Here is a 16,518-nt window from a genome sequence, read left to right on the forward strand (position 1 = left end):
AGCTGAAATGAAGGATACTTTTGATGAGAGAGGCACGGGTATTGGGAAAACCTTTGATTTAAAATTTATCCCATTTCGTATTGACTTTATTTTAGTAGATAAGAGCATGCAGGTTATGACACATCAAAACTTTGATTTAAGACTATCTGACCACTACCCTGTAATGACTTCAATTCGCCTCTGAAAACAAGAAGAAACAATCAATTGAATCCGCAAATATATGGATGAGCAATGCCAGACCAATAACCCTCGTATTTTTATATAAAAAAAGGAAAATGTAAGCGACAATTGCCCAATAGGAATGGAAAGGATGAAAATTAATACTGCACCTGTTAGGGTCAAAGATTGGGTTGGCAAAGAGATGATCAAAATCAATTAAAATGCCGGAAAGGAGAATAAGGATTATCCATATTTTTTTATCCTTAAAAAAAAGAAGGCCAACGGCTATGGGAACTATAATATGAATGCCGTAATGAAGCAGGAATCTAAGCATTTAGAAAATCAAGATTTTGATTCATCAAATAGTCAAGACTCGCAGGACCTTCATTGAATAATAAATCAAGCACACTGCAATTTTCAATAAAACCATGCCTGGTATTAAATACCTGGGTATAACTTTTTTGATTAATATCAATGGTTTTTTTTGCATTTACCAAAAATCTGGCATCAAAAACCCCTTGGGGATTTAACTCATAATGGTCCGTATACCTCTTGTTAACCTTGAATTGTAAACAATTTCCAATAATATCAATGGTTTTGAGATTAAAATCTAATAAATACTGGTACTTATTCACAAAAATAGGGGCCAGGTCATCTTCATAATATTCAAAAAAAGGAGATGTTCTGTAAGCCGTTTGAAGTGTCCTCCAATGTTGCCGCTGCCATCTGTAATCATTATCCAACCTAACCTCTTTATACTTCTGTCTGCCCTCTTTGCCACCAACATGTTTGATTGGAATATTCAACATAAATTTACCCTGATCTGTGCATATGAAGGCCCTGTTTCTATAGGTTTGTTTTTGATAATTATCGCAGACTTCCCAGATAATTGTATTCTGAAAAAGAGTGGCAAAAGTAGCAATATTAGGCAAGTAGGTAGGATGGAGTAGCACGTCCATTAATTCTAAATTTTATTCCGCCCAAAAAATAAACAATTACTTTTTAAGCTTCTTTCTCCGTTTCCAAAAGTAATCAAATATAAACCAGGCTGCCAGTGCAATAAGGAAATGCTTGAAATAAGACCGCGGTTCGCCATCACCGCCTACAGTAGTAAAAATTCTATCCCATCTAGGTTTCCACTGCGCAATACCTTTGTTGAAATTATCAAAGCTAAGCCAAATGAAAATAGGCTTACCAACAATATGATTGGCAGGAACATAACCCCAGCTCCTGCTATCTTCTGAATGATCTCTATTATCTCCCATCATCCAGTAATAATCCTGTTTAAAAGTATAAGAATCCGTAACCTGTCCGTTTATGCTAATCTGATTACCGGAAACCCCTATGGTATTTCCTTCATAGTCACGAATGATCTTTTTATAAAGAGGAAGAACTTTTGGAGTCAGGTCAATGGTCGCACCTTTTTGTGGAATATATATTGGCCCAAAGTTATCGTTATTCCATGGATAGAAAGGATCATGTGGGAAAATATTATAGCCCTTCACCCCCTTAGGTTCTACAATCTTTACAACAGAATCTATATCCGCATTATTTCTTAATTCTTGCAACATTTCATCGGTAAGTGTCACTGTGCGTTGGCGTCCCGTTTCCTCCCGTAAGGACAGACCTGCTTGTCTTATAACTTTTGGGGGAATACCACTTGCATCAGTAATCAACTCTATGTCACCGCTCGCATTTTGACCTCCGGCGATCAGGTATTTGCTAATGGCCTCAAATTGATTTTGGTTCAAAGGAGCCGACAGGTATTTTCGTGTAAATTCATTTACACCCAAACGCACAAGCAATCTTGATGAAACTCCTTTTTGTGAGTAAACATTATAATCATATTGGGGTTTGGCCCTGTCTGAAAGTTGCAGTTGTTCACCGTCAATATATACCACACCATCAATTACAGCAAGTGAATCGCCCGGGGCTCCAACGCATCGTTTTACATAATTGGATTTTTTATCAATAGGTTTTTTTACTCCTTCTTCCTTTTTAAAAAAGACGCGGACCGTATCAGCCGGCCAGCTAAAAACAACAATGTCATTTTTTTTAACTTTTTCAAATCCCGGCAATCTGAAATAAGGTAGTTGAGGTTTTTTGAGATAAGATCTAATTCCTAATCCGGGTATTGTATCATGTACCATTGGGGCTGCTATGGTAGTCATTGGGGTACGTGCGCCATAGTGAAACTTACTAACGAATAACAGATCCCCAATCCGTAATGTTCGCTCCAATGAACCGGTCGGGATAACATATGGCTGTATGAAATAGGTATGAACCAGTGTAGCAGCAACGATGGCAAATACAATAGAACTTACCCATTCTCCTGCACCACTTTTCGGATGCAGACTCCTGTCTTCAATATAGGTTACATCCAAGGCATAATTGACATAGAATGTATAAAACCCAAGGGTAAGTATCACTAACCATGTTTCAAGAAAACTATTTCTTCCAAAACTTCGTATGGTTTCAACCCAGATAACCGGAAACATTAGAAGATTAATAATGGGAATAAAAAGAAGTATTACCCACCATTTGGGTCTTCTTATTATCTGCATTAATACAATGGCATTATATACAGGAATTGCAGCTTCCCATGGTTTTCTACCTGCCTTAATATAAAGTTTCCAAGTCCCTAAAAAATGAATGACTTGAATAACCAAAATAAAGATGATCCAATTTGTACCGTTCATACTCTTTTTTATCTTTTTTCAGACGCCATTTGGTCCGATTTGTTACCAAAATTAACCCAGGTTTAACACATCTTTCATTGAAAAGACACCTTTTTTTCCATTTAACCATTCGGCGGCTACAATTGCGCCTAGGGCAAAACCTTCCCTATTATGAGCTTTGTGCTTAATAACTATCTCATCTACTTCATTTTCGTAAGAAACAATATGTGTTCCGTATTCATCTGCAATCCTTTTGGAAATAATAGGAATATTTTGATCCTGAGATTTTTCCAACAACCAACCTTCATAGGCTGAATTGTCAATAATATCTTCGGCAAGCGAAATAGCTGTTCCGCTGGGGGCATCAAGTTTTTGGAGATGGTGGATTTCTTCTATTGATACTTTATATTCAGGTAAATTGTTCATCATTTTTGCTAAGTAACTGTTTAGCTGAAAGAACAGATTTACACCCAAACTAAAATTTGAAGCATAAATAAAGGCCCCATTTTTCTTGTTACAATAAGAAATTATATTCTCGTAATCATTAAGCCAACCTGTTGTGCCCGATATTACCGGAATATTGTGTTCAAGACAACCCTTGATATTGTTGAAAGCTGCCTCCGGGCTACTAAAATCTATTGCCATATCCATGGCAGAATAATCAATTTCTTTCGTACCTACGTCTATTTTAGCAACTATGGAATGATTTCTTTGAATTGCGATTTTTTCAATCATTTTCCCCATTTTCCCATATCCAAATAAGCCTATATTCATATTTTAGAATTTAATGGTTAAAGCCACTCCATAGTTAGGGTCACCCATAATTGGGTTATATTCCAAATATGGTTTAATATCCAACCCAAGATCGTCATCCACATTAAATTGTTTTAAATGTGCATCCACATTAGCATCAACAATATTTAAAGCATAAAGGGCAAGTGTAATAAATAATGCTAAATCCCGATCTCTTTGATAACGTTCCTGTCCATCCTGAAGGGCACTGTCAGAAAAGTCAGGACTTCCGGGAACAATTCCGGATCCATTAACATCATAGAATTCGTCATCCGTAAAACCAGCTCTTCTTCTTTTGAATGCCGTTCTGAAACGGATATAAAGATCATTATTGTATTTATACGCATAGATTCCCACGCCTATGGCCCCAATAACAATAGGTACTTTCCAATAACGCTTATTGTAGACCTGACCTAATCCCGGCAGGACAGCGGAATAAAATGCGGCCCTGCTCGGTGCTAGAGGATTAATTCGCTTTTTCTCTACTTTTCCTTCTACAATAATATCTTGTGTTTTAGCAATGGGCGGAACAGAATCTTTAGCACTTTCTTTTTGACCTTCCTGAGCCACGGAAAAAAGTACAGGGAAAAATAGTAAACATATAAGAACAAGGGTTTTACTCACCTGTAATTAGTTTTTTCAATCGCTGAAAATCATCCTCTGAACTAAAGGGGATACTTATCTTACCCTTGCCGTCTTTTGTAGAATTGACTGTAATATTGGTAGAAAGATAGTGTTTAAGTTGTTTGGTGCCTTCAACAATAAGCTCGGTCGCCACAGGCGATTTGTTTAAAGTCTTCTTTTGATGAGGTCCCTGGTGATATTGCTTCACAAGTTGCTCAGTTTCCCTGACGGATAAGCTATTTTTTACAATTTTTTCGTAAAGGCTAATTTGGTCTTCTTTTTGGTCAATATTGACAAGTGTCCTACCATGACCCATAGAAATAAAACCATCTCGCATTCCTGTTTGTATAATTGGGTCCAAACGTAATAAACGAAGATAATTGGCAATGGTAGACCTTTTTTTTCCTACCCGTTCACTTAATTTTTCCTGAGTTAAACCTATTTCATTGATTAAGCGATTGTAGGAAAGAGCAATTTCAATTGGATCTAGATCCTGGCGTTGAATATTTTCGACCAGAGCCATTTCAAGAGTTTCCTGGTCATTAGCAATTCTAATATATGCAGGAATTGTCTTAAGGCCAATTAATTTAGAAGCCCTATACCTTCTTTCTCCCGAAACCAACTGAAATTTGTTGAAGTCAGATTTTCTAACCGTAATTGGCTGTATAACTCCTAATTCGTTTATTGAGGAAGCCAATTCCTTAAGGGTTTCATCGTTAAAATGTGAACGAGGCTGAAATGGGTTAACATCAATTGTGTCGATATCGAGTTCTACAATATTACCAACAACTTTTTCGGCATTTCTATCCGACACCGAATTAATATCATTTTCCGGATCTTTAAGAAGAGCAGAAAGTCCTCTTCCCAAAGCCTGTTTCCTTGTTGCTTTCGCCATTATACCTTCTCTCTATTTTTTTTCAATAGTTCGTTGGCCATATTTAGGTAGTTTGATGCACCTTTACTACTGGCATCATATTTTATAATGCTTTCTCCATAACTTGGGGCCTCTCCCAGACGAACATTCCGCTGAATAATCGTGTCAAAAACCATATCAGAGAAATGTTTCTTGACCTCTTCGACGACCTGATTAGAAAGTCGTAATCTGGAATCATACATGGTTAATAACATACCTTCAATATCTAATTCGGGATTGTGAATCCTTTGTACACTTTTTATTGTGTTTAATAATTTTCCAAGTCCCTCCAGTGCAAAATATTCGCATTGAATCGGAATAATTACAGAGTCTGCTGCGGTTAAAGCATTTAACGTAAGCAGGCCCAAAGAAGGTGCACAGTCAATTAGAATATAATCGTATAAAGCCCTTAAATCGCCAATGGCTTTCTTCATCATATATTCCCTTTGATCCTTATCAACCAGTTCTATTTCAATGGCCACAAGGTCTATATGTGCAGGAATTAAGTCTACGTTCGGAGATGAGGTTTTTATAATTGTTTCTCCAGCTGTCTTAGTATGCTCCATTAGCTGGTAAGTGCCAATCTGAATTTCATCTACATTAATACCTAATCCGGAAGTTGCATTGGCCTGGGGATCGGCATCAATTAATAACACTTTTTTTTCCAGTACACCCAGCGAGGCAGCCAGATTAACTGTGGTGGTAGTTTTACCAACCCCACCCTTTTGGTTTGCGATAGCAATAATCTTGCCCATAATTGAAGTAAGTTAGGGGTTAAAAATACGATTATTTACAATGCACAAAAAAGTATTTTGTTAACACTGGTTAAAGTATGGCTACAGGCCAAATTGTCCAGGTAATGAAACCAATTAATCAATTAAAATATCAAGTATCTGGATAGCTGCATCACTAATTTTGGTGCCGGGCCCAAATACAGCGGCTGCGCCCGCATCAAATAAATATTCATAATCCTGCTTGGGAATTACGCCACCCACTATTACCATAATATCCTCTCTGCCATATTTTTTCAATTCTTCCAAAACTTGCGGGACTAAAGTTTTATGACCGGCAGCCAATGAAGAAACACCGAGTATATGGACATCATTCTCCACAGCCTGTTTGGCGGCTTCCGCTGGTGTTTGGAATAAAGGTCCTATGTCTACATCAAACCCGAGATCGGCATATCCTGTAGCCACAACTTTCGCACCGCGATCATGCCCGTCCTGCCCCATTTTTGCAACCATTATCCGGGGCCTTCGGCCTTCCTGTACTGCAAATTCATCTGCCAATTCCCTGGCCTTTTTAAAACTTTCGTCGTCCTTAATTTCTTTGGCGTACACTCCTGTAAACGATTGAATTTTTGCTTTGTATCTTCCAAAAGCAACTTCCAGAGCATCACTTATCTCACCTAAAGTTGCTTTGGCCCTGGCGGCTTCTATTGCTAAAGCTAACAAATTGTTTTCATCCTGAACAGATTTTCCCTCTGATTTATCTTTTGCCGCTTGTGTTATTTTTTGAAGGATACGCTGTACTTCTTTATTATCTCTCTCTTTTTTTAATTTTTCTAATCGTTCTATTTGTTGTCTTCTAACTTCTGCATTATCTACCTCCAGAATCTGTAGTTCATCTTCTTCTTCCAATTGATATTTGTTAACCCCCACAATAATATCCTGGCCACTATCTATACGAGCCTGTTTTTTTGCGGCAGCTTGTTCTATGCGCATTTTGGGGATACCGGCTTCAATTGCTTTGGTCATTCCGCCATGCTCTTCTACTTCCTGAATAAGATCCCAGGCTTTTTTTGCTATTTCATCTGTTAAATATTCTACATAATAGCTGCCCGCCCATGGATCGACTGTTTTGGTAATTTTTGTTTCTTCCTGAAGATATATTTGGGTGTTTCTGGCAATGCGTGCAGAAAAATCTGTTGGTAAGGCAATAGCTTCATCCAGGGCATTGGTATGAAGGCTTTGAGTTCCTCCAAGAGCAGCCGCTAACGCCTCAATGGTGGTTCTTGCAACATTGTTGAAGGGATCTTGCTCGGTAAGGCTCCAACCACTGGTCTGACAATGAGTTCTTAGTGCCAATGATTTCTGATTTTTTGGATTGAATTGTTTAACAAGTTTAGCCCACAGCATTCTTCCCGCCCTCATTTTAGCAATTTCCATAAAATGATTCATTCCAATTGCCCAAAAAAATGAAAGCCTTGGAGCAAACTGATCAATGTCCAGGCCTGATTTCAAACCAGTTCTAATATATTCCAGTCCATCCGCAAGAGTATAAGCAAGCTCAATATCTGCAGTAGCTCCGGCTTCCTGCATATGATAGCCTGAAATACTAATACTGTTAAATCTGGGCATATTTTGACTGGTAAATTCAAAAATATCCGCAATTATCTGCATAGAAGGAGTAGGGGGGTAGATATAGGTATTTCTAACCATAAACTCTTTCAGAATATCGTTTTGAATGGTTCCTGCGAGCTGCTGAGGAGTTACTCCCTGTTCTTCGGCAGCAACTACATAAAAAGCCATAATAGGCAATACTGCACCATTCATAGTCATTGACACAGACATCTTATCCAATGGAATACCGTCGAATAATATTTTCATATCCTCAATAGAATCAATTGCTACACCGGCTTTACCTACATCTCCTACCACTCGTTCGTGATCGCTGTCATAGCCTCTGTGTGTAGGTAGGTCAAAAGCAACAGAAAGACCTTTTTGACCTGCGGCCAGATTGCGCCTGTAAAAAGCATTGCTTTCGTGGGCTGTAGAGAAACCTGCATACTGTCTTATTGTCCAGGGTCTTCGGACATACATAGTTGAATATGGACCGCGCAAATTTGGTGCAATTCCGGCGGCAAAATTGAGATGCTCTAAATGCGCAATATCATTTTTCGATAAAAAGGATTTTACCGGAATATCTTCAGCAGTTATAAAATCTGGTGTTTTTGATTCTTTTTGCCCTTTAAGATTAACAGGGTTTATAACTAAGTGTTGAAGCTCTTTTCTACTCATGATCCAATCTTATTTTTTCTGACGATTCTGACAGACGAGTTTCCATTATTGGTTCAATAATGGTTTTTCTTAAATTATTTTTCTTAAAAGGATTTTTTTCCAATTCCTGCTTCATTTTATCCATTTCGTTAAGATATTTGTTGCTACCAACTAATACCTCGTCTCCGGAATCATAACTAATTTGTTGCTTTAGAGCGCTTTCCTTGATTTTTCTTTGGATGTTGTGAGCTTTTAGCTGTTTTAAAAAACCATCACCTTGCTCTATTTGTTTGAAGATATGCAACGCGTTCTCTGCCAGTTGTTGCGAAAGTACCTCTATATAATATGTTCCATCTGAAGGATTCGAAGTTTTGTCAAAATAGCTCTCTCCTTTCAAAATCAGTAATTGATTTCGTGCTATTCTCTCTCCAAATTCATTGTCTTTATGATACACTGCATCATAGGACAAATTATAAACTGTATCAGCCCCGCCCAAAATTGCAGACATGCACTCTGTTGTAGTTCTTAGTAGATTTACGTTGTAATCGTATATTGTCTTGTTTCGACTGGTGGGGCAAGCCAAAATATGACAATCCGCAGAAATCCCAAATTCAGCTGCAATTGTTTTCCAGAGCATTCGTAATGCTCTTAATTTAGCAATCTCAAAAAAGTAATTTCCATCTACCGCCATTTTAAAGCTAACTTTCAAATCTGGATGTAATAGTTTTTCCTCATTCAAAAAGTTAAGATATTCACTCGCATGACCCATTGCGTAAGCCAATTGTTGGGTTCTGTTTGCTCCGGCATTCTGATAAAGCGAAACATCAATACTCAATGTTGGAGTGTTTGCAGACTCTTTCAAAATTTCTTTGAGAGCAGCATGGTCTGATTTAAAATCGGTAAACCAATTTCCGGTTCGGCAAAAATTACCCAAAATATCAATATGAAAATAAATATTCCCTTTGGCGCTATCTGTACATGAGAGAAGATCTTTGATATATGCAACAGATAGAAATTGAAATTGGAAGTGCATTGAGATTGAATTGATATCAATATCCTTCAAGATCTCTTGCGGTTTTAGATCAGATGTAGTTAAGGTAAATATTAAACTTTCAGCTCCGCTTTTTAAGGACTTTATTGCCTTTTGATTTGCTTCTATGCTATCTGTAACCAAAATATGTTGTCCAACTAACCAGCTAGAAACTGAAGAACTGGTATTCATAAAGTTTTCACCCAAATCATCAGCTGTGTAAAAAGGTTTTACTTTTATCCCCTCCGGTGATTCCCATATCAGGGTATCGTTATAATCCGCACCTTTTAAATCTGCCTGTATTTTTTGTTTCCATGCTTTTGCCGAAACTGCAGGGAAATCGGCGAACAATTTTTCTTTAATCATCTTCTTTTTGTTTTATACTATCCTCATATTCAATCAAGTAAATTTCTTCGTTCTTTTTTTTAAGATAATAGTTTTCCCGAGCAAATTTTTCTAATTCTTTAGGGTCTGAGAGTTGTTTAATAATTTCTTTATCCTTGGCTATTTCCTTCTTCAGGAATTCCTGTGTCTTTTCCAATTTTTTTATCTCTTTCCTCAATTCCAAATGAATAAGCAACGAGTTAGTATCAAAAAAAGCCATCCAAATGACAAATGCAGTAAGTACCAGTACATAGATATTTGTTAATATCCCAAACCATTTCTTTTTTCTGATAGCTTTGAATCCCATTAGCTTAATTTTTCAATAATAATGGTGCGCACTATATCTACGGCTACCGTGTTGTATTTATTATTTGGAATAATTATATCTGCGTATTCCTTAGTCGGTTCTATGAACTGATCGTGCATAGGTTTTAAAGTGGTCTGATATCTGCTTAATACTTCCGAGATGTCTCTTCCTCTTTCATTAATATCGCGTTTGAGTCTCCGAATAAGGCGTTCATCAGAATCGGCATGAACATAAATCTTGATATCGAACATATCCCTTATCAGAGGGTTAGTCATAATTAAAATCCCCTCAATTATCATGACTTTTCTAGGATGCGTTCTTATTGTATCATTCGTTCTGTTGTGTTTGGGGAAAGAGTACACCGGTTGATCAATAGGTTCTCCCCGCCTTAATATATTCAGATGTTCAGCTAAAAGTTCAAAGTCAATTGCCCGGGGATGATCAAAATTAATTTTAGAACGCTCTTCAAAACTTAAGTGTGACAAGTCATTGTAATAGGAATCCTGAGATATTACACCAACTTCTTCATTAGGAAGTTCATTAATAATTTGATTAACAACGGTGGTTTTGCCACATCCGGTTCCTCCCCCAATACCGATTATTAACATATTGATTTGATTTGTATCAAAAATACAGATTTGGGATGATATTTATCCAGTCAACCGTCTTACTTTTCTAACTGCATAATTACAATAACATATTTGTTTAAAACATGACAATATTCATATTCCGGATAATGTTTAAGAAATAAATTTGTAAAAATAAATTTAGAGTTTGGCCTTAATTGAGCTATTTCAGATAGCAACTAAGGCTTAATGTATTGGGCTTTGGGAGTACGGATTTTCAATTACAATTAACCTAAAATTTAATGCCATTTTTTTAATGGAAATCATAAAATTTCAATACCTTAATAATCTTTTCCAAGTAAACCATTTTAACTAGTTCTAACTAAAAAATCTATGAATAATTCGTTTAAGGTTGTCGTAGACAATACACATGAGTTTGAGATAAACAGCGATGACATCTCGAAAATTGACGCCATACAAACCTCACCTGATTCATATCATATATTAAAGGAAAATAAGTCTTTTATGACTGAGGTTATAGAGAAAGACTTTTATCGTAAAAAGTATAAGGTTAAGATTAATAATAGTTCTTATGAAGTTGATATTTCAGACAGCCTGGACTTTTTGATTAGCGATATGGGTTTTGCACTTTCTTCTTCCAGGGATATTGATTCTATATCGGCGCCAATGCCCGGCCTTATTTTAGACATACACGTTAGAATTGGACAGGCTGTGAATGAGGATGATCCTTTATTAATATTGGAAGCTATGAAAATGGAGAATGTGATTACCTCACCCAGAGATGGGATTATTAAAAATATTTCTGTTAAGAAAAGTGATGCTGTTGATAAAAACCAATTATTGATTGAATTTGAATAAGTAATTTACTATGAAAAAAATATTAATTGCAAATAGAGGTGAGATAGCCATCCGCGTAATGCAAACAGCGCAGAAAATGGGTATTAAAACAGTGGCTGTCTATTCTAAAGCAGACCGAAATGCACCTCATGTAAAGTTTGCAGATGAGGCGGTGTGCATTGGTGAGGCTCCGTCTAATCAATCATATTTGCTGGGATCAAAGATTATAGAAGTAGCAAAGAAGTTGAATGTAGACGGGATTCATCCCGGGTATGGGTTCTTGAGTGAAAATGCCGATTTTGCTGAAGAGGTAGAAAAAAATAATTTAATATTTATAGGCCCGAAATCTAAAGCAATACGCATAATGGGCAGTAAACTGGCTGCCAAAGATGCGGTTAAGAATTATAATATTCCTATGGTCCCCGGCATAGATGAGGCCATTACTGACATTAAGAAAGCTAAGGTAATTGCCAAAGAAATAGGATTCCCAATTTTAATAAAAGCTTCGGCAGGAGGAGGAGGTAAAGGGATGAGAATAGTTGAGGAAGAGAAGGATCTGGAATCACAGATGAATAGAGCTATTAGCGAAGCCACCTCTGCATTTGGTGATGGGTCTGTTTTTATTGAAAAATATGTAACATCACCAAGGCATATTGAGATTCAGGTCATGGCAGACAGCCATGGAAATATCCTCTATTTTTTTGAACGCGAATGCAGCATTCAAAGAAGGCACCAAAAAGTGGTAGAAGAAGCCCCTTCTTCCATACTAACCCCAGAATTAAGAGAAGAAATGGGTATTGCGGCTACCAAAGTTGCAAAGGCTTGTGATTATCTGGGAGCGGGAACAGTAGAATTCCTGATGGATGCTGATCATAAATTCTATTTTCTGGAGATGAATACCCGTCTTCAGGTTGAACACCCTGTTACAGAATTGATTTCCGGTGTAGATCTTGTAGAGTTACAGATAAAGATCGCAAGAGGAGAAGCCATGGCAATTAAGCAAGAGGATTTGAGTATAAATGGCCATGCTTTAGAACTCAGGGTATACGCTGAAGACCCGCTTAACGATTTTCTGCCCAGTGTAGGAACTTTGGAAACTTACAGGTTGCCCTCGGGAAAAGGTGTTCGGGTGGATAACGGCTTTGAAGAAGGAATGGAAGTTCCTATCTATTATGATCCAATGTTGTCTAAGTTAATCTCTTATGGCAAGGATAGAGATGAAGCCATTCAAATAATGCTCAAGGCCATAGAAAATTATCATATAGAAGGAGTACAGACAACCCTTCCTTTTGGAAAATTTGTTTTTGAACATGAAGCCTTTAGATCCGGAAATTTCGACACTCATTTTGTTAAGAACTATTATTCTCCCGAAGTTTTGAATAAAAAGGCAGAAGAAGAGGCTAAAATAGCTGCTGTATTAGCTGTTAAACAATATTTGCAGGATCAGAAATTATTAAGATTACCAATAAACTAACATATGGACCCTAAAGTAGAAAAATTAAAAGAAAGAATATCTCTTGCATATATGGGTGGGGGACAAAAACGAATAGATAAACAGCATCAAAAGCAGAAATTAACGGCTCGCGAAAGGTTAAGTTATTTATTGGACGAGGGTTCATTTGAAGAGATGGGTATTTTGGTCACCCACCGAACAACAGACTTTGGGATGGATAAAGAAATTTACTTTGGTGATGGTGTGGTAACCGGTTACGGAACTATCAACGGGAGATTGGTCTATGTTTACGCACAGGATTTTACTGTATTTGGAGGTGCTTTATCTGAAACCCATGCAGAGAAAATTTGCAAGGTAATGGATCTTGCCGTAAAAGTTGGAGCTCCCGTTATAGGTCTAAACGACTCAGGTGGCGCCCGAATACAGGAAGGGGTAAAATCTTTAGGGGGATATGCAGATATTTTTTATAGAAATGTTCAGGCTTCGGGTGTTATACCGCAGATATCAGCCATAATGGGGCCTTGCGCGGGAGGTGCAGTTTATTCTCCTGCCATGACAGATTTTACTTTAATGGTAGAGCAAACCAGTTATATGTTCGTAACCGGCCCAAATGTGGTAAAAACTGTTACTAATGAAGAAGTTACTTTTGAGGAACTGGGTGGTGCTAGCACGCATTCAACTAAATCCGGGGTTGCCCATAAGACTTCTGCTAATGATGTGATTTGTCTGGAAGATGTTAAGAAATTACTGAGTTATTTGCCTCAGAGCAACCGCGAAAAACCTGCCTCTTTACCCTATGAGTTAGGGGATGAGATACGTGATGAGCTTACAGATATTATTCCTGATAATACGAATAAGCCTTATGACATGCATGATGTTATTAACGGTATTATTGACAAAGATTCCTTTTATGAGATTCATGAGAATTATGCCGAAAACATCATTGTAGGTTTTGCTAGACTGGCAGGTAGAAGTATTGGTATAATTGCCAACCAACCCATGTTTCTGGCTGGTGTATTAGGAACACAAACTTCGGTCAAAGCAGCCAGATTTGTGAGATTTTGTGATAGTTTCAATATTCCATTATTGGTATTGGAAGATGTTCCGGGATTTTTACCTGGTACAGATCAGGAATGGAACGGTATAATCGTTCATGGAGCCAAACTGTTGTTTGCCTTTAGTGAAGCAACTGTTCCAAGGATAACGGTTATTACCAGAAAAGCTTATGGTGGCGCTTATGATGTAATGAATTCCAAGCATATTGGTGCCGACTTTAACTTTGCGTGGCCTACGGCAGAGATTGCTGTGATGGGAGCCAAAGGAGCAAGTGAGATCATTTTCAGGAAAGAAATTTCGAGCGCAAAGGATCCTGCTAAAAAGCTGGCGGAAAAAGAAGCGGAATATGCAGAAAAATTTGCCAATCCATTCAGGGCTGCCAGAAGAGGTTTTATCGATGAAGTAATTTTACCTAAAAATACAAGAAGAAAACTTATCAAAGCTTTTAGTATGTTGGAGAACAAAGAGGTGGGGGTACCAAAAAGAAAGCACGGAAATATTCCATTGTAGTTTTAGAATTGGAGACCTGGTCCAAGGTTAAGCAGGTAAATAAACTACTCCGCTTGATGAGTCTTTAGAGGCTCCCGTAACGGTTTTTAGGATATTAACTTCTTTTTCAATACGCAATACCCCCATTAGGGCAAAGACCAGGGCTTCCTTGTATTCTATTAGTTTCTTTTCCGGAATAACAAGACTTACCATCGGTTCGAGATTCGACTGTAGTACTTCCATCATAAATTGGTTTAAAGCACCTCCACCCGTAACAAGAATAGTACTTTGATCTTTTGTTGCGTACCTTTTTACTTGCAATGCAACCTGCTCACAAATATGATGAACTGCCGTATGCAATAGGTTATCTGTGGTATCCTTGGTAGCGTTTACGATAGGAACGACTTTTTTCAAAAACCATTCATAACCTGTTGATTTTGGAAATGGCAACTCATAATAAGATAGCTGGTTTAATTGTTTCAGCATATTCATATTTATGACACCCTTACTGGCCAGAGTTCCATTATTGTCATAGCTTAGTCCAATTTTTTGGGTTAAATAGTTTAATATCATATTAGCTAATCCAATATCATAGGCTATACGCTTACCCTGGTGTTCAAAGGATACATTGGAAATTCCTCCAAGGTTCAGGCAGAAATCATAGTTGCCAAAAAAAAGGCGATCCCCTATAGGCACAAGAGGAGCTCCTTCTCCACCAAGAGCAACATCATTAGTTCTAAAGTCACAGACGGTTTTATAGCCACTGACATTTGCCAGATGCTGTCCCGATCCTATCTGTAACGTTAAGCCCTTTGCCGGTTGGTGGTGGGTTGTATGGCCATGACTGGCTATAATGTCTACATCAAGACCTTTTTCTCTGATAAATTCCCTTGCCTGTTGTCCCAGCCAACTACCATATGTATTATGAAAAATAAGTAGTTCATCTGCTGGCAGTTCAATTGAATTTTTCAAGTGGGCCCGTATATCCTTATCATAGCTAATGGCCCGCGTTTCCTTAATTTCAAATTTCCATTGATCATACTTCTTCCAGATATGGCAGTATGCCAGATCAAGTCCATCCAGAGAGGTGCCAGACATTAATCCTATGACTTTATATGTATTCATTGCAAAAACAGGGTATCATGTGGTTCAAGATTAATAATGATGAAAGTTAATTAGATTCATTTTCAATGTAAAAAAAATGTGATTCTTTTTTTGACCACATACCGTTTTTGTATTGCCTTAAACTCCGTAGGTCTCATCGATGAGATAATTTCTTAAGGTTATATACTATTGATTTTTGATAAATTTATACCACTAATTTTTAACAAAAATGTGTACTTTTAGTAATTGTTATTTTAAGTCATTAAATTGACTTATATTATATTTTTAAATGGAATATTTTGGTTGGGAATCGCACGATACTGTTATGAACGGTTTTTGACTACTGAATAACTATTTTATTAACCAATTTTAAAGTAATACAGTATGAGTAAGGCTAAAAAAGAGAACACCATAACGCGCCGAGGATTTGTGGGCAGAACTTTGACCGCTTCCGCAGCGTTCACTATAGTACCGTCATATGCCGTCAGCGGATTGGGGCATGTAGCTCCTAGTGATAAATTGAATATTGCCGGTGTAGGTGTCGGAGGCATGGGGCTTGCCAATTTAAAGAATTTAGAATCACAAAATATTGTAGGTCTTTGTGATGTTGATTGGAAGTATGCTAAAGGCGCTTTTGATAGATATCCAAACGCTAAAAAGTATTGGGATTTTCGGAAGATGTATGAAGAAATGGGTGATGAAATAGATGCAGTCGTTATTGCTACTGCTGATCATACGCATGCCATTGTTGCTGCCCAGGCCATGACCATGGGTAAACATGTTTATCTTCAAAAACCATTGACGCACTCGGTTTATGAATCCAGGTTGTTGACGAAATTAGCGAAAAAGTACAATGTTGCTACCCAAATGGGTAACCAGGGAGCTTCTGGAGCCGGTGTTGCGGAAACCTGTGAGATACTTTGGAGCGGAGCAATAGGTGATGTAACAAGGGTTGAATCATTTACTGATCGACCAATTTGGCCTCAGGGATTGAACACCCCGGAAAGAGGAGATTGGGTACCTGATACCTTGAATTGGGACCTATTCACAGGACCGGCTAAAATGATACCGTTTAATGAAGTTTATCATCCCTGGAATTGGAGAGG

General features: G+C 37.6%; 16 protein-coding genes and 1 pseudogene. 5 read left to right on the forward strand and 12 right to left on the reverse strand.

The window, feature by feature from the left end:
* Positions 1-184, forward strand: a pseudogene (locus Q0X89_RS06850) (endonuclease); the annotation flags it as partial.
* Here the strand turns inward: Q0X89_RS06850 and Q0X89_RS06855 are convergent.
* From Q0X89_RS06855 to udk, 11 genes are all read right to left on the reverse strand, one after another.
* Positions 170-493, reverse strand: coding sequence for a DUF6122 family protein (locus Q0X89_RS06855; RefSeq protein ID WP_297692465.1), 324 nt, complete (start codon positions 491-493; stop codon positions 170-172). The pseudogene Q0X89_RS06850 and the gene Q0X89_RS06855 sit on opposite strands and share 15 nt — an antisense overlap.
* The gene (locus tag Q0X89_RS06860; RefSeq protein WP_297692467.1) at positions 486-1,118 is read right to left on the reverse strand and encodes a WbqC family protein; all 633 of its coding nucleotides are present in this window, start codon (positions 1,116-1,118) and stop codon (positions 486-488) included. Before Q0X89_RS06860 ends, Q0X89_RS06855 begins: the two co-directional genes overlap by 8 nt.
* A gap of 36 nt (positions 1,119-1,154) precedes the next feature.
* Complete coding sequence (gene lepB / locus Q0X89_RS06865; RefSeq protein WP_297692469.1) at positions 1,155-2,858, reverse strand: signal peptidase I; 1,704 nt, start codon at positions 2,856-2,858, stop codon at positions 1,155-1,157.
* A 51-nt stretch (positions 2,859-2,909) separates the two neighbouring features.
* Positions 2,910-3,611: a 4-hydroxy-tetrahydrodipicolinate reductase gene (dapB, locus tag Q0X89_RS06870; RefSeq protein ID WP_297692471.1), complete on the reverse strand. Its 702-nt coding sequence runs from the start codon at positions 3,609-3,611 to the stop codon at positions 2,910-2,912.
* Positions 3,612-3,614: 3 nt separating this feature from the next.
* The gene (locus tag Q0X89_RS06875) at positions 3,615-4,253 is read right to left on the reverse strand and encodes a DUF5683 domain-containing protein (protein ID WP_297692473.1); all 639 of its coding nucleotides are present in this window, start codon (positions 4,251-4,253) and stop codon (positions 3,615-3,617) included.
* A complete protein-coding gene (locus tag Q0X89_RS06880; protein WP_297692476.1) occupies positions 4,246-5,148 on the reverse strand; it encodes a ParB/RepB/Spo0J family partition protein in 903 nt (300 codons plus the stop codon). Before Q0X89_RS06880 ends, Q0X89_RS06875 begins: the two co-directional genes overlap by 8 nt.
* Positions 5,148-5,921: an AAA family ATPase gene (locus Q0X89_RS06885; protein WP_297692478.1), complete on the reverse strand. Its 774-nt coding sequence runs from the start codon at positions 5,919-5,921 to the stop codon at positions 5,148-5,150. Before Q0X89_RS06885 ends, Q0X89_RS06880 begins: the two co-directional genes overlap by 1 nt.
* Before the next feature lie 114 nt (positions 5,922-6,035).
* Entirely contained in the window at positions 6,036-8,186 is a 2,151-nt protein-coding gene (gene scpA, locus Q0X89_RS06890) for a methylmalonyl-CoA mutase (RefSeq protein WP_297692480.1), read from the reverse strand.
* Complete coding sequence (locus Q0X89_RS06895; protein WP_297692482.1) at positions 8,179-9,561, reverse strand: methylmalonyl-CoA mutase subunit beta; 1,383 nt, start codon at positions 9,559-9,561, stop codon at positions 8,179-8,181. Before Q0X89_RS06895 ends, scpA begins: the two co-directional genes overlap by 8 nt.
* Positions 9,554-9,886, reverse strand: coding sequence for a septum formation initiator family protein (locus Q0X89_RS06900; RefSeq protein ID WP_297692484.1), 333 nt, complete (start codon positions 9,884-9,886; stop codon positions 9,554-9,556). The genes Q0X89_RS06895 and Q0X89_RS06900 overlap by 8 nt, the downstream gene beginning before the upstream one ends.
* Positions 9,886-10,494 (reverse strand): uridine kinase, encoded by a 609-nt coding sequence (gene udk, locus Q0X89_RS06905; RefSeq protein ID WP_297692486.1) that lies wholly within the window; start codon positions 10,492-10,494, stop codon positions 9,886-9,888. The genes Q0X89_RS06900 and udk overlap by 1 nt, the downstream gene beginning before the upstream one ends.
* A 351-nt stretch (positions 10,495-10,845) precedes the next feature.
* On the opposite strand from udk, the gene Q0X89_RS06910 reads away from it, so the two are divergent.
* Genes Q0X89_RS06910 through Q0X89_RS06920 form a run of 3 tightly spaced genes read left to right on the forward strand, consistent with a single transcriptional unit; the run spans position 10,846 to position 14,329 of the window.
* On the forward strand, positions 10,846-11,331 hold the full coding sequence (locus Q0X89_RS06910; RefSeq protein ID WP_297692488.1) for an acetyl-CoA carboxylase biotin carboxyl carrier protein subunit: 486 nt from the start codon (positions 10,846-10,848) through the stop codon (positions 11,329-11,331).
* Between the two features lie 10 nt (positions 11,332-11,341).
* Complete coding sequence (accC, locus tag Q0X89_RS06915; RefSeq protein ID WP_297692490.1) at positions 11,342-12,784, forward strand: acetyl-CoA carboxylase biotin carboxylase subunit; 1,443 nt, start codon at positions 11,342-11,344, stop codon at positions 12,782-12,784.
* Between the two features lie 3 nt (positions 12,785-12,787).
* Positions 12,788-14,329 (forward strand): acyl-CoA carboxylase subunit beta, encoded by a 1,542-nt coding sequence (locus tag Q0X89_RS06920; protein WP_297692492.1) that lies wholly within the window; start codon positions 12,788-12,790, stop codon positions 14,327-14,329.
* 27 nt (positions 14,330-14,356) lie between these two features.
* Here the strand turns inward: Q0X89_RS06920 and Q0X89_RS06925 are convergent, their stop codons facing one another.
* Positions 14,357-15,433 carry an anhydro-N-acetylmuramic acid kinase gene (locus Q0X89_RS06925; RefSeq protein ID WP_297692494.1) on the reverse strand — a complete coding sequence of 359 codons (1,077 nt, stop codon included), beginning with the start codon at positions 15,431-15,433 and terminating at the stop codon, positions 14,357-14,359.
* Positions 15,434-15,796: 363 nt separating this feature from the next.
* On the opposite strand from Q0X89_RS06925, the gene Q0X89_RS06930 reads away from it, so the two are divergent.
* Positions 15,797-16,518: Gfo/Idh/MocA family oxidoreductase (locus Q0X89_RS06930; protein WP_297692496.1), on the forward strand; the 722-nt coding region annotated here is incomplete at its 3' end.

It is taken from the genome of uncultured Eudoraea sp., from assembly GCF_947258525.1.
In the GTDB taxonomy this organism is placed as follows: Bacteria; Bacteroidota; Bacteroidia; order Flavobacteriales; family Flavobacteriaceae; genus Eudoraea.

Coding starts and splice junctions, on each gene's coding strand:
- Q0X89_RS06855 (WP_297692465.1), bottom strand. CDS start 493: ATGCTTAGATTCCTGCTTCATTACGGCATTCATATTATAGTTCCCATA.
- Q0X89_RS06860 (WP_297692467.1), bottom strand. CDS start 1,118: ATGGACGTGCTACTCCATCCTACCTACTTGCCTAATATTGCTACTTTT.
- lepB (WP_297692469.1), bottom strand. CDS start 2,858: ATGAACGGTACAAATTGGATCATCTTTATTTTGGTTATTCAAGTCATT.
- dapB (WP_297692471.1), bottom strand. CDS start 3,611: ATGAATATAGGCTTATTTGGATATGGGAAAATGGGGAAAATGATTGAA.
- Q0X89_RS06880 (WP_297692476.1), bottom strand. CDS start 5,148: ATGGCGAAAGCAACAAGGAAACAGGCTTTGGGAAGAGGACTTTCTGCT.
- Q0X89_RS06885 (WP_297692478.1), bottom strand. CDS start 5,921: ATGGGCAAGATTATTGCTATCGCAAACCAAAAGGGTGGGGTTGGTAAA.
- scpA (WP_297692480.1), bottom strand. CDS start 8,186: ATGAGTAGAAAAGAGCTTCAACACTTAGTTATAAACCCTGTTAATCTT.
- Q0X89_RS06895 (WP_297692482.1), bottom strand. CDS start 9,561: ATGATTAAAGAAAAATTGTTCGCCGATTTCCCTGCAGTTTCGGCAAAA.
- Q0X89_RS06900 (WP_297692484.1), bottom strand. CDS start 9,886: ATGGGATTCAAAGCTATCAGAAAAAAGAAATGGTTTGGGATATTAACA.
- udk (WP_297692486.1), bottom strand. CDS start 10,494: ATGTTAATAATCGGTATTGGGGGAGGAACCGGATGTGGCAAAACCACC.
- Q0X89_RS06910 (WP_297692488.1), top strand. CDS start 10,846: ATGAATAATTCGTTTAAGGTTGTCGTAGACAATACACATGAGTTTGAG.
- accC (WP_297692490.1), top strand. CDS start 11,342: ATGAAAAAAATATTAATTGCAAATAGAGGTGAGATAGCCATCCGCGTA.
- Q0X89_RS06920 (WP_297692492.1), top strand. CDS start 12,788: ATGGACCCTAAAGTAGAAAAATTAAAAGAAAGAATATCTCTTGCATAT.
- Q0X89_RS06925 (WP_297692494.1), bottom strand. CDS start 15,433: ATGAATACATATAAAGTCATAGGATTAATGTCTGGCACCTCTCTGGAT.